Origin of the sequence: Rosettibacter primus, from assembly GCF_036860675.1 — a bacterium.
In the GTDB taxonomy this organism is placed as follows: Bacteria; Bacteroidota; Ignavibacteria; order Ignavibacteriales; family Melioribacteraceae; genus Rosettibacter; species Rosettibacter primus.
Window position 1 is genome coordinate 1 of record NZ_JAYKGK010000015.1, and the last position, 13928, is coordinate 13928.

Here is a 13928-nt window from a genome sequence, read left to right on the forward strand (position 1 = left end):
GAAAATATTCAGAAACAAAAAAGATGATATTGCTTAGATAAGAGCGCCATATAACACGCAACTCAAAGCGACTGCTTTAAAGTTGCGGCATTATGCAAGTTATTGGCATTCGTTGAAAAAGGTAATTGCTCTTTAAGTTTTGTGAACAAAATAAATTTATAAATAATTATTGGCGTTGGTTTTTCAGTGTTGCATTTTTGTTATGGGCAGCGCTTTAATTGCAGCGCCGTTATTCTTACACAGAAAAATATGATGTTAAAAACATAGATATTCTTTGTGTGGATTACAAAATGATACTCGGTAAATAACTTGAGGACACTATGAAAAACTTATTAATTATTATCAGCATATTAATAGTAACCATAATAAATGCACAAGAAAAACCAGACCCAGCAAGTTTCTTCCCTTCTGCTGTTGGAAATGTTTGGGAGTATAGCACCGACCATGGATTTGTACGACAAATGATTTATAGCGACTCACTAGGAAATGATGGAAGTAAATTTTTATTTACTGATTATCAAACAAATCCACTGTTCAAAATAGATACTTTCAGCATTGTATACTACCTTCCATTTTCTCTTAACTGGAAACTCTATAAGCTGGAAGCAGATTCGGGTACAACGTGTGGAGAGTAAGAACAGACCCGCCGGGAACATTTGCTAGAGTAGATAAAATTTATTCCGCTAATATTTTTGGGCAAGAACGATATGTAAAAGAAATTGGATTTTATAGACCGCCCTACCCGTTTACAGATACTACAATAACGGAAGAAACTGTTTACGAACGTTATGTGTTGCTTGTAAGCGGCATAGGTGAATATTATGAATACAATTATGAAAGCGGTCCTGTAAGAATTTTACAAGGATGCATTATTGACGGTATTACTTACGGAACAGTTGATGTTGAAGAAGAAACAGAGACGCTCCCTTCAGAACTAATACTTTATCAAAATTATCCTAATCCTTTTAATCCAATTACAAAAATTAGTTTTACAATTCCAAGTAGTGGCCATGTCTCTTTGAAAGTATATGATATACTTGGTCGAGAAGTTGCTTTGTTGGCAAATGGAGTATTTGCAGCTGGCAGATATGAGTTGGATTTTAATGCAAGTAATCTTCCTAGTGGAACTTATATTTATAGATTTACAGCAGATAAACAGCAAATTATAAAGAAGTTGCAATTAGTCAAATAGTTATCATTTCATGAAGGCAGATTATTATAGTTCTGCTTTCCCTTTTTTAAGGCGTAAATATAACATGCGGGTCAACATTGACAGCATTTTCATCACGGTATTTTTCAAGTTTGTTGCGAAAGGTTAGCATAGATTGTAAAATTGTTTTAATAAAATAAATTGTAAAAGTTATATTATCACTCTTCTATTATTTTTGTGAAAAAACAATTGAGTTAATTGACTAAACAGTTATTATGGAATTAGACAAAGAAATATTAGCTGAACAATTGGATGATAAAAATAGTAATGCTTCAACAGAAAAATTAAACTGTATAGATGAACATTTTAATCATATAATTATATTAAGAGGGGAACAGTAACTTTATAATCGCCATATATGAATTCTCGTGATTTTAGAACTGAAGATATGCTTAAAAGAACCGATACAAATTATCAGCAAGTAATTGTAACTTTTGATTTATCGAGTAATGTCCCGTAACAATGTGGAATGATTAAATAAGATTTGTAGAATGAGAGAATTTGGAAATAACTTTTGATGATATATAAAACAATATAATAGCTGTATCAGTATTTCAAGATGAAATTTCATAAATAAAAAATTTCCTAAAAGTTCAAAAATGAAAATTGATTTAGTTAAAGAAAGGGAAACATTTTATTTCCGGATTTTCATTTTAATTACGCTTATCCTTAGTTTTTTACTATGGCTTGCAGAAAATAAAATGCTCTTTATTATTATTCCGCTCATACAGCTTATTCCATTATTAATATCACCTAATTTCTTATATAAAAAAATAGGAACAGTTGAATTAAATGAAAATGAAATTATTATTCTTCCGAATAATTCAGAAGTACTAAAAATTAAAATTGACCAGAAAATTAGAATGAAATTATTTTTATACGAAGCAAGTAGTCAAGTTTATAAAGGAATATTCTCTAAAGGATTTTTAATTAGAATACAAATGGAAACAGAAGATAATTTTTTGGGTGAGTATAAAATTCTAATTAAGAAAAAACAGATTGAAGAATTTAAAAATGTCCTTGAAGGTTTTTATGAAAAAGGGATTAATATTAAAGAGCGAGATTCATTCGGTGCAAAATATTTTTTGTTGGAAGGTAATTTATCATATAGCAAAATTCAGGAAATAAAGTCAAGATATAATATTGTTTGGTAGAAGTAACTAGTTTCACAATTATGACTGATTATATTTTTCAAAATAAAGTTATGATGATAGTATCACTGACGATAAATGATTTGATAAAAATTTACTATGTAATTTTTAATTCAAAGTCGATAAATAGGACAAAATTGGATTGACTTAAATCTGAAATTTATTTAGAAATATTATTTATATATCCAAGCAAAGAAATAATAAAAAATACTTTCGTAAATAAATATCTTACCGTATGTCACTCTCACCCGGATTGTATCGGTGTAAAGATCAGAATAGTTCTACTCACTAATCAATGAATTCCTATTTGTACATAGGTGACAGATTGAATTATTTTAGAAATCTCAAAAATAAGTTTCTCAAATCCACTCAAATCAAAAAATATATTTTGATTTTTAACTGATATTAATCGAACAATTTTTTTCAATCCCTAAAATATTCTCTTTTCTTATAAATTAAATTTCAAACCAACCACTAACGATTGTTCTAATTGACGCTTATTACCTAATTCTTTATCATAAACTATGCGATTGCTATATTCAAAACTAATTAATCCAATATTTAAGCTGCCTAGCAAGAGTGAGCTAAATCTTGAATTACTTGTACTTTTAATAAAATCTTTTTTAGCAAGGAATAAAGAGTTGAATAAAAAATTAAAACTAATGTTCTCACTTATACTTTTGGAAAAATTCAAATTAAAAACCGCAGCAGGTCCATCTGCAAATTCTGCATTATTGTTTGGAGTTGTTTCACTCGTTAATTGAAAATGTTTTTTAATAATAGCTTGAAATGAATAACCTATTCCATAAGTAATATTGAATTGTTGTGTTTCAGTTTGCTTAATCAATTTGGACTTTTCACCTAAGAATAATGTATTTGTAATAAACATTGGGTCAGCAAAATTTGTCTCTTGATCATTAAGGTAACCTTTTCGCAATTGTGTTTCAGCTTTTGCTTGCCAAAATAATCTCATACTCGGGTTTTCAATAATTTTCAATGACGGTATTAATGTGAGTATAAAATTATCTTGGGATTTTTGTGGAGGAAAATATTTTCTAACAATTTGTCCATAATGAATATAAAGTTCAGAATCAAAATTAAAATTACTTCCTTCATAATTTGCATTAGCTAAAATGGTCAGCAATAATTCAAGATGTGAATCATCACCTTCACTTGTATTGAATGATGTAAAAGTTGCACCAAAATTTGTTTTAGCTCCAATGTCGAAATTGGTTTCTTGAGAAAATACAATTGAATTTGAGATTAAAATAAATAATAAAACGGTAATTAACTTTTTCATAAAAATAACCTTTTAATAATTTGCTGTTAAATAAAATTTGTTGTAGGGCAAAAGAATATTACTTTTGCCCGTTGTCAAACTATGTCAAGTTTGAGCTTTAGAACTCACAGCAAAAGTACCTTTATTAGTAGTACCACTAGATTTTTCAATTGGTTTTTGGTATGTAACAACAAAAACGAACTTAGGTCCATCGGATTTTTTAATTGTAACTTTCACTTTATTTGTTAAGCTTGGATATTTATCTGGGTCCTTAGGTTTGATAGTAAACTGTAAGTTTATTTCATTTGGTATAAAAATTTTATTTGAGCCTTTTCTTTCAATCTTTTCGAAAGCTAGTTCGATTTCCTCTATAAGAACTGTAAATTCTCCATTTTTATCCGTAACGCATTTTTTAATGATAATTGGTCCAGGTTGCTGCTCCACAGTAATCTCGGCACCCGGAACGGGTTCGCTTGCAACGGCAGATTTTGTAGTTGGGTTGATAAATGCATCAAGAGCTTTTTTGGATTCTTTTGTTTCTTGCGAAAAAGCTTCGCTTTTCAGAAGAACGTAGCCAACTAATAAAACCAGAAAGAAAATTGGTTTTGTTTTCATAGAGCCCCCCAGTTAATTAGTTTAAGATAGTTAATTAAAAATGGGCAACTTGCCCCATATATTTATCTCTTGTTTTAGATGTGTTTCCTATTTGAATCTTTTGTAATCAAGTAGATTTAGTATTAGGTTTTTTATTGATATACTAATTTATTTTCGTAAATGCTTTTCCCTCTTAAATAAGAAAGAACAAACTCATAATAAAGTTGCTTTTCTAATTTAATTGTGAAATTTGTTTTTAATATTTTCTTATTCAATCCCTTTGGTATTTCAACTTTTGCATTTGCAGTAGAAAATAAATTGGAAGTATCTCAAAGTGAAATTACAAATGCATTTGTTATGCTATTAACTGCTTTTCCTTTTAATTCAATTATAAGTTTTTCATTAAAAATTAAAGTTGAATTTTGTGCAAAGAAAAAATTACTTAATGAATCATAAATAAAAATTGTTTAAAAAAATGCTTTCTTTAATACATTTATTTATCCTGATATTATTCATGTTAAATTTAATTATGAATAAAAAAAATGGCAACTGTTTGTTATCAAACAAAAGAAGATGAGTAAAAAATTCAATAACTGTAAGATTTCTAAATTGAGAAAAGACTTTCTAAAAAGAAAGTTTTATATATTTTCCCCTTGGGAACAAGAATCTAAATCAATTAAAATAAAATGGGTTCCCACTTTCATGGGAACGACAAATCAATATTTTTCACTTTGCTATACAATCTTCTTAAAATTTTTATGAGGAAATCCTTTGGAAAAATTATTCTATGTTATAATGAACTGTCTGAACAATAGACATCTATTTTGATAGCTTTTTGCACTGTACAAAATCTCGTAATGTGATGTTGATATAAATAAAATCATCATTGTAAAAAGAGCTCATCTTGTTAATAATCAATCAATTCGAGTTTGATAGATATTGGTAGTTATGCAAACGGTATAGTTGTTATGTGGCACCGCTTATCTACGATGAGGTTATAATTGATTTTTAAATAAAAGATATTTTATAATTCGGTGTATTAGTGTGAAAAAATATTTCTCGCTGATTTCGCAGATTTGCGTTGATTGTTTATCTGCATTTAGTTCTGTGTAATTTTTATTACACGGAGTTCCACTGAGAATTTTTCACAGAGAGCCACGGAGTGTTATACAATTATTAATTTCGAAGTGATAAAATTGTTGTGAATTATTTTTACTATTTGTACATATAAACGAAGTTATAATGTAATAAGAGATAAAATTTTTTCTCAAATTTAGATTTTTATTTTTCTATCAAATGCATTTTTAATTTGTCATTCAATTCCTTTGGCAGTTCACTTTTCTTGAAATTACTTTTTGTTACACAAACATGAACTGTTTTTGCAGTTGCTGCTAAGCCATTATTTTGGTTATAAATTTTGTAGCTTAATTCAAAAGATGATTTTTTCATTTTGCTAACTTGTATTTCAATAGTTAGTTCATCGCCAATTTTAATGGGAGAGATATAATCCGCTTCTGCATGTAAAATTGGAAGAACATATTCTTCATCAAAGAAATAATTTCTTTTCATGCTCATACTTTTCATAAAATCTTCGTAGGCAGAGTGCAGATACTTGAATAAATTTCCATAGAAAATAATTCCAGCAGGGTCAGCATCAAAAAAATATGTTTTTATTTTTACTGTAAACATTTTTGAACTCGCTTAATTGATTAAAATACATTCCAGTAAATTGATAGTTGTGCAGAAAAATATCTGTAACTTGATTCATCTCGTGAAGTGCTGCCCATTCCTACTTTTCCACTAATTAATAAATATTTTATAGGCTGATAGAAAAATTCAGTGTGCCCCTCTAAAGCTAAAAATTTATTTCTTGGAATAATTCCAACTTTTCCACCTAATACAATTTTCAATTCTTCTCTGTTTTCTAAATCGTGGTCAACCCAGATGCAATGGGATTCAAAATTTTGAGGTGAATAATAGTTTTGTTTTTTTAATTTGTAATTTGTGTAATAATATTCATAGCCTGCTGATAAATCTCTGTAAAAGTATTTTCCGATTCTTAACATCAAGTCATTCCCTTCATTTCCATCTGACACAGTAATATATTGAAATGAACCGCTAAGTTTTAAGCCATTGCTATGTCTGTAATATCCTTCAAGTCTGTAAAGAGAAGAATAATATCTCTGGTCAATTAAATAAGGAGAATAGAGAATAAGTGCAGCATCAGAATTTTGATAAACAAAAGCCATTGAAATTGTATCTTTCTTTTCAAATCTAATGAAAGCATCTCTTTCGTTACGTGCTAAAAAGCCCTTTGCGTTTGTTGTTCCAAATCCTGCACCTGCATTTAAATCTTTTGATAAACGAAATAATAAATGTCCTTTTAATGTTCTGAATTCTCTTTGTCCAATAAAATTATAAGAAGAAATTATATCTTGATTTAAGCTTTCTGCATTTGCTTTAAGCTGTGAATGAATAAATGAGATTCCAAGAGTAAAAAAGTTTGTAACCCCTAAATCTATTCTTGAGCCTAATGACCAGATTTTAAAGCTAAGATTATCATTGTAAAATTGAGTGAGTGGTGCCAATCCAACATAATTAGGAAATGTTTCGAGAATTGCAGCTAAGCCGGTGACAGGCAGCCACTTTTTTCTTAGTTTAATCATTCCCACCTGAGTTGAATCGAGCTGCCAGTTATCAAGAAGATTATTATAAATTACTCTTGCAGAATCATGTTCTCCCAATTTTGCAAAAGAATCACCAAGATACATTTGTGCTTCGAAGTCAGTTGAATCCTGTTTAACCAACTCTTTAAATTCCTTCACTGCATTTAATGAATCGCCCATAGCATAATATACTTTTGCTCTTTGCATTGCTGCATCATAGTTATAATTTGTTTCAAGAACTTGATTATATGTTTTGAGTGCATCTTCATATTTTTTAGCACAGAAAAGAACATCACCATATTCTTTGAGAATTAAAACATTTGGTTCAGCTTTAGAAAGATATTCTTCATAAAATGGAAGAGCCCCACTGCAATCTTCGGCTATAACTTTTTTTCTTCCTTCTTCAAGTATTGCATATAATTTTTCTTCTTCTTCTCTCATTCGTTGCCAATCAATATTGGATTGAAGTTTTATTACTTCATCATTTGCAGGTTCTATTTCTTTTGCTTTGTCAGCATACTTTTGAGCAGCATCATAATCTTTTTGAATTAATTTAAGAGAACCCATAGCAATATTTGCTTCAAGATTATCTGGTTTTGCTTTAAGAACATTTTGTAAATATTGTTCTGCAAGGTCAATATCTCGATTAATCCACACAGAAACCTGAGCTCTAAAAAGTTGATAATCAAGATTATTTGGATATTCTTTTAGCAATTTATCTGTGATTTCAATTGCTTTGTCAAATTCTCGATTCCAAGCAGATATTCTTGCATAACGATAAATTAATTGAGGGTCAGTTTCATCCGGATATTTTTCAAAATATTTGTTAAGCAATACCATTGCACTATCGTAATACTGAAGATATTCATAATACTGAGCTGCAGTTTTTACTGCTTCTCTGTCAAATTCATTTATTAATAATTTTGCTTTTGCTTCACTTAATCTTTGTTGATAGATATTTTCTCTAAGTTCAAGAACTTGAGTCCATCTGTCTTTGTATCTTTGGTCTTCAGAATGTGTTAGTGATATAATCTGCAGCTGCTGGTAAGCTTCTTCGTATCTTTTTGCAGCAATTAATTCATCTACAAGTTTAAAGCGGGTTTCTACATCTTCAGGATTTCTTCTTAAAATTCTGTAATATCTATCTATTGGATATTCTTTTTCAAATTCTCTTGGACTTTGCTGAGTAATATAAGCCTGTTTTGTAACCATATCTAATCCATCTTGAGCTTCTTTAAAAAATGGTTTAATGCTCAGTGATTTTTCAAATGCTTTTTTTGCAATTGCATATTTAGCAAGCCACATCGTAAAGTAACCGTAACGACTCCATAAACGCCAGTCATCAGGATAACGTTCGACATATTTTTTTAGAATTTTTTCTCCTTTCGAAATACTGCCTGTTTTAGCAAGTATTTCTGTGTAACGAATTATTTCATCAGGCGATGCATTATCATCTCGTTTGAGATATTCATCATACCATGCTTCTGCTTTGTCCCAAATTTCCATCCATCTATATGCCTTTCCAATTTCAAGATAGTTTACAGGATTTTCAGGATTAATAGCTATTTCTCTTAAATGTCCTTCAATTTTTTTATTTAGAATTGCATACCATATTTCCTGAACCCTTCTTAGATTATTTTCATATTCTGATTTTTTTACTGAATTTTTTTCAAGAGCAATTGCTCGTCTGTAATCTAAGACTGCATTTTGGTATTGCTGTCTTTTTTCAAAACAAATTGCGCGGAGATTGTAACCATCAGCTTGTTGCGGAAGTGCTGAAATGTATTTATTAAGTTGATCAATTGCTTCACCATACCGGCCAGCTTCCATGTGAGAGAGAGCAGTTTTTTTCAAAATATCAACTTCAGTATTCTGAGAATAATTGACAGAAGAAATTATGATATTAAGAATAAGGAATAAAAATCTTATTGATTTCTTATTCATTCAGTGAAAATTTGTTATCTGTTTTGTTAAAAACAAACTTATTAAAAATCTTATAAAAATTATAATGAAAAGAATAGGAGAATAAAGTGTAAGGAAAGTTTATGAAATTATTGTGATAATGAGAAATTACTAACAAGTGTAATTTTTAAAATTGGAAATAGATGAAAGGTTGAATATCTGCAGATTTAAATTGTGCTGCAATCCATATTGCTATTACAAGAATTATAACTTTACCGAATGCAGGAATTTTTGAAATAAAATTAATTGTTTTTGTTTCTAATTTTGAAGGCATAAAGTGTAAAAAGTAGCCAATCACAATTAATCCAAATATTAAAGGAAGTCTTTCGACGAATTGAATGAAAACTTCACCATGAAAGAAAGTAAAAATTTGTGAAAGCATATCAAACACTGTTTGAATATCAGTACATCTGAAAACCATAAAAGAAATTGCAACAAGATGAAATGTGATAATTGTTTGAATGACTGTAAGAAACTTTGTATTATTAATTTTCAGCAATGTAAAAAATTTAGTTTTAGGTTTTTGAATTAGTAAAGCAAAGGACATCATAAATCCGTGCATGGCACCCCAGTAAATAAAGTTCCAGCCAGCTCCATGCCATAAACCGCAAAGTAAAAATGTGATGAAAATTCCAATCATATTTCCATAAACTCTGAGATTTCTATATTTCATCTGGAGTGGTCTGAATAAATAATCAAGAAGCCATTTTGAAAGGGAGATATGCCACCTTCTCCAGAAATTTGCAATGCTTGTAGCTTTAAATGGATAATTAAAATTTTCCATCAATCTAAAGCCAAGCATTAATGCAATACCAATTGCCATATCAGAATAACCGGAAAAATCACAATAGATTTGAAGAACATATCCATAAATTGCAAGTAAATTTTCTACTCCAGTATATCTCAATGGAAAATCAAAAACTCTATCGACAAAATTTATGCTGATGTAATCTGCAATTACAACTTTTTTGAATAATCCAATAATAACGAGAAAGATTGCTTTGCCAACATCTTCTTTTGAAAGAAATAATTCTTTATTAATCTGAGGAAGAAATTCTGAAGCTCTGTCAATTGGACCTGCTAAAATATTCGGGAAGAAAAATACATATAGACAAAAATCACGAAAACTGTTAACAGGTTTTAGTGTATCGAAATAAATATCAAAAACATAATTGAGTGATTTAAATGTGTAGAATGAGATTCCAATAGGAAGAAAAATTTCAAGGGGTTGAATCTCACTTTTAGCTATGTTGTTGATAATCTGAATTATAAAATTTGTGTATTTGAAATAACTAAGAATGCCAAGATTAATTATTAGGGAAAGAATTAAATAAAATTTTTTTGTGGAAAAATTTTCGGTAGAAGAAATCCATTTACCAAATAAAAAATTTACAGTTGCTGAAATAATTAAAATTAATGCATAATAACCTGATGATTTATAATAAAAATAAAATGAGAAAAGAATTAAGAATATTATTCTTACAGAATTATTCCTTGAAAGGATATTGTAAAATAACAGGAAAAAGAAGAACAAGATTAAGAATAAACTTGTGCTGAAAATTAATGGGTCTTCAGGAATATATTTTAATTGATATAAAATTTTGTTGAAGTCAAAATTAAACAGCATATAAATTCTGGTTTAGTGATGGAAGAATTTATTTACCAAGTTTTGAATCAAGAAGTTTTTGCAAGTCTCCAACACACTTAAGTCTAAGTAATTCGTAACTCTTAAATTTTACTTTGAAATGTTCTTCTATTGCAAGAATAATATTTATGTGATTTAATGAATCCCATCCGGGCACTTCCGGAGCAGTTGTTTCATCTTTAATGTCAAAGTCATCAAGATTAAGTTGTTTTAAAATCACTTGTTTCAATTCAGGTGAAATCATTATCTACTCCATACTTGTGGTTCTGTTTTGCTTAATAATCTTTCTTTATTTGCTTTACGACTTGGTTTACCAGATGAACTTTTAATCAGCCATCGAGGAGGAACAAGATAAACTTTATGTATAACAATATCGATACTCATCCCTGCTTTTAATATTTCTAATCTAATTTTATTTTTTTCTTCTTCTGATTGAACTTCGGTTTCTGCTGCTACACTTACAAATTCAGTTCCCATATCAGGGTCTTCTTCTCCAAAAGCTATAACTCTTCCGGGAATAACACCCGGAACATTATTTACAGCATCTTCAATATCTTCTGGATAGATATTTTTTCCAGCAACAATTATTATATCTTTTTTTCTTCCAATTATGAAATATTCATCATTGTATCTGAAGCCATAATCACCTGTAAAATACCAGCCGTCTTCAACAACTTCAGCAGTTTTTTCTGGATAGTTTCTATAGCCATCAAATTGTGAGACAGATTTGACAGCAACTTCACCAACAAATCCATCAGGAATATCTTTTCGATTATCATCAACAATTCTCGCACTGCAGCCATCTATTAATTTTCCAGAAGAAACACAAATACGAACAACTGAGTTATCATCTGCAAATTTTACAATTCCTTTTGATAATTCATTTCTATCAACTGCAAGTTCAGTAATAGGTTTGCCTGGTTCTGTTACAGTTACTCCGAGTGTAGCTTCTGCCATTCCATATAAACATGCAAGTGCAAGTGGATTAAATCCATATTTTTGAAAACGATTAACAAATTTTTGATGGCTATCGTGACGAATTGGTTCTGCAGCATTTACAATAATTCTTAAACTTGATAAATCAATTCCCTGAAGTTCATCTTCATGAATTTTGTCGGCTAAAACATTATAAGCAAAGTTTGGCAGAAATGACATTGTTGCTTTTTCTTTTGTAATTGCTTCCAGTAAAATTACAGGAGCTAAAACCCATTCAAATGGGTCAAGTTGAACTGTTGTAATTCCATAAGCAAGCGGGATATGAAATGCAGCAATCAAACCAAAATCGTGATATAAAGGAAGCCAGCTGCATGCTTTATCTTTATCAGATAATTTGAAAGCTTTTCCTAAATTTAATACATGATTTAGAACAGCACGATGTGAGAGCACTACAGGTTTTTGAAGTCCAGTAGTTCCTGATGAATGCTGAAGAAATGCAGCATCTGTATCTTTAACTTGATTTGTAATCTCTTCAATTTCTTTATCAAGTTTTTCATCAATTGAATTTGATAAATCCCATTCAAGAGGGAAGTATACAGATTTAATTGTACTTTTTGGGTTTTCTATTAATGGTCTAATTATTGGGTCAAGTTCTCTTTCAGTCAAAATATAATCAAGACCAGAGCGTTGCGACATTCCTTCCAATCCCTGTCGAAATTTATCAGGATGAAGCCGTGGATTTGGATAAGCTAAGATTGCGGGTAATGCTCCAATTCGAGAAATTCCAAGATAGAGAGGATAGAAGAATGGATTATGTCTTATGATAATCGCACAAACATCACCAGCTTTGATACCGATTTTTTTTAATTGTTGTGAAAATTTTTTTGCAGTATCAATTAAGTTTTTATATGTCCATCGGTAAGGTTCTTGACCTGCAACCCAGTGAACAATTGCTTCTCGGTCCGGGTGTTTTTCTGAATTTAATTTCCACCTTTTCCAGAGAGTATTTGCTTCATCAATATTGAAATAAAAATCTGTCATTTATTTAAACTCTTCCATTAGTGAATCGAGAAATAATTGAGCAATTTTTGCTGCTCCCTGGTCATTGAAATGAACAAAATCTCTGTAAGCAAGCGGTGGATTTGCATTAACCCACTTAGTCATTGAGTTTTCTCCACCCATTGCATCAAACATACTCCAGAAAGCAATGTTATTGTTTAATGCAATTTTTTTCTGTGTTTCGAGTAATTTAAAAACTGCCGGGTCAGTAACAAAATTAGAGCCTTTTTTCATTGCTTTGTCATGAACACCAATCAATATTATTGATGTATTTGGAAAAACTGATTTTAATGTGTTTATTACTTTAGTCATTTCTCGTTCATACCAGTTATAATCTGTTTTGGTAGAACCAAGTATATTCAAACCAAATTCAAGAATGATTAAATTGTAATTAAGATACTTTGCAAATTCTTTTAGAACAGATGGATTAATTTGATTCAAATCAACTCCAGAATTTCCTCGTAATGGAAAATTATCCACATAAATTCCAGATTCATTTTCAAGACTTACTCCATAAACATAAGCCTGTTCAGCTAATGGGAACTCAATTCTAATTGATTTTGCTTTTGAGGCGGGTTTTAAAATTAGTTCCTGAATATTATTTCCAGATTTCAACTGAGCTGTTTGCTTTGTTCCACCATCAAATGAATAATAAATTTCAGAATTTTTTGCATTTGAGTAGTAAAGTTTTACGATTGAAAAATCCTTAAGTGTTTTTCTTGCACCTGTTACTTCATATTGCACCCACGAATTTCCTTTTGGAACGGCAACTTCTCCACTTATTCCAAAAGGTAATTTTTTTGGATTGTTAGTGTAGATTGATGCACTTTCCCAGTTGTCAGAAAAAGTATGTTTTGTTGTAGTTCTAAAATTTATGTCTTGAGATACAATACCAAGCCAGCCGACTGCATTACCACCATACTTTTTCTGTAATGCATCACGAATATCTGCCGAGATTAAATCTCCTTCAATAATTGAATCACCATAATGAGCAATTCTAACTGGTTTTGATTTAATATTTTTTAATGCATTGAAGAAATAAGATAGCTGTTGTGTGTTGCCAATGAGTTTTACTTTTTGTCCCTGTGCAGGCAAAAGAAAATTTAGATTGTCTTTTACTGTTTCAATTATATATGAAAGAGAATTAAGAAAGTTTGCCTGTGATAAATTAGTTTTAGAAAAAGAATTACATGAATTGTTCATTAATTTGTTTTGATAAGATTGATTCTGTTCATCAGAATTTGATTTATCCAAACGAATGTCAGAAAAAATATCAATGGTTTTCAGTTTAAATCCAGCAATTTCATAATCAATTTTAATGAACGATATGAGATATAAAATAATTATTGTAAAACCGATTATTATCAGTGGTTCTTTTATTTTGTTATCTTTTTCCATTTTTAACTCAAAATTTTTATACAAAATT

Annotated in this window: 13 protein-coding genes; 5 read left to right on the forward strand and 8 right to left on the reverse strand. The window is 29.7% G+C overall.

All coding sequences use genetic code 11. The features are described 5' to 3' along the window. Window positions 1-320 precede the first annotated feature (320 nt). The 4 genes from VJY32_RS13570 to VJY32_RS13585 all read left to right on the forward strand — a co-directional run bounded on the left by VJY32_RS13570 (window position 321) and on the right by VJY32_RS13585 (window position 2364). Window positions 321-635: a hypothetical protein gene (locus tag VJY32_RS13570; RefSeq protein ID WP_353678472.1), complete on the forward strand. Its 315-nt coding sequence runs from the start codon at window positions 321-323 to the stop codon at window positions 633-635. After that, entirely contained in the window at window positions 623-1192 is a 570-nt protein-coding gene (locus VJY32_RS13575; RefSeq protein ID WP_353678473.1) for a T9SS type A sorting domain-containing protein, read from the forward strand. Before VJY32_RS13570 ends, VJY32_RS13575 begins: the two co-directional genes overlap by 13 nt. A gap of 233 nt (window positions 1193-1425) precedes the next feature. After that, the gene (locus tag VJY32_RS13580) at window positions 1426-1551 is read left to right on the forward strand and encodes a hypothetical protein (protein ID WP_353678474.1); all 126 of its coding nucleotides are present in this window, start codon (window positions 1426-1428) and stop codon (window positions 1549-1551) included. A gap of 258 nt (window positions 1552-1809) precedes the next feature. Further along, a complete protein-coding gene (locus tag VJY32_RS13585) occupies window positions 1810-2364 on the forward strand; it encodes a hypothetical protein (protein WP_353678475.1) in 555 nt (184 codons plus the stop codon). Between the two features lie 445 nt (window positions 2365-2809). On the opposite strand, the gene VJY32_RS13590 is transcribed toward VJY32_RS13585, so the two are convergent. Continuing rightward, window positions 2810-3661: a DUF3078 domain-containing protein gene (locus VJY32_RS13590; RefSeq protein WP_353678476.1), complete on the reverse strand. Its 852-nt coding sequence runs from the start codon at window positions 3659-3661 to the stop codon at window positions 2810-2812. Between the two features lie 84 nt (window positions 3662-3745). After that, window positions 3746-4255, reverse strand: a complete 510-nt coding sequence (locus VJY32_RS13595) for a hypothetical protein (protein ID WP_353678477.1) — start codon at window positions 4253-4255, stop codon at window positions 3746-3748. 222 nt (window positions 4256-4477) lie between these two features. On the opposite strand from VJY32_RS13595, the gene VJY32_RS13600 reads away from it, so the two are divergent. Then, window positions 4478-4690, forward strand: coding sequence for a hypothetical protein (locus VJY32_RS13600; RefSeq protein WP_353678478.1), 213 nt, complete (start codon window positions 4478-4480; stop codon window positions 4688-4690). Between the two features lie 825 nt (window positions 4691-5515). Here VJY32_RS13600 and VJY32_RS13605 read toward each other — a convergent pair. From VJY32_RS13605 to VJY32_RS13630, 6 genes are all read right to left on the reverse strand, one after another. Continuing rightward, entirely contained in the window at window positions 5516-5923 is a 408-nt protein-coding gene (locus VJY32_RS13605; RefSeq protein ID WP_353678479.1) for an acyl-CoA thioesterase, read from the reverse strand. A gap of 20 nt (window positions 5924-5943) precedes the next feature. Then, entirely contained in the window at window positions 5944-8844 is a 2901-nt protein-coding gene (locus tag VJY32_RS13610; protein ID WP_353678480.1) for a tetratricopeptide repeat protein, read from the reverse strand. 145 nt (window positions 8845-8989) lie between these two features. After that, window positions 8990-10489 (reverse strand): MBOAT family O-acyltransferase, encoded by a 1500-nt coding sequence (locus VJY32_RS13615; protein ID WP_353678481.1) that lies wholly within the window; start codon window positions 10487-10489, stop codon window positions 8990-8992. 28 nt (window positions 10490-10517) lie between these two features. Beyond that, window positions 10518-10751, reverse strand: coding sequence for an acyl carrier protein (locus VJY32_RS13620; RefSeq protein WP_353678482.1), 234 nt, complete (start codon window positions 10749-10751; stop codon window positions 10518-10520). Next, window positions 10751-12484: an AMP-binding protein gene (locus VJY32_RS13625; protein WP_353678483.1), complete on the reverse strand. Its 1734-nt coding sequence runs from the start codon at window positions 12482-12484 to the stop codon at window positions 10751-10753. Before VJY32_RS13625 ends, VJY32_RS13620 begins: the two co-directional genes overlap by 1 nt. Then, on the reverse strand, window positions 12485-13900 hold the full coding sequence (locus tag VJY32_RS13630) for an SGNH/GDSL hydrolase family protein (RefSeq protein WP_353678484.1): 1416 nt from the start codon (window positions 13898-13900) through the stop codon (window positions 12485-12487). Window positions 13901-13928 lie beyond the last annotated feature (28 nt).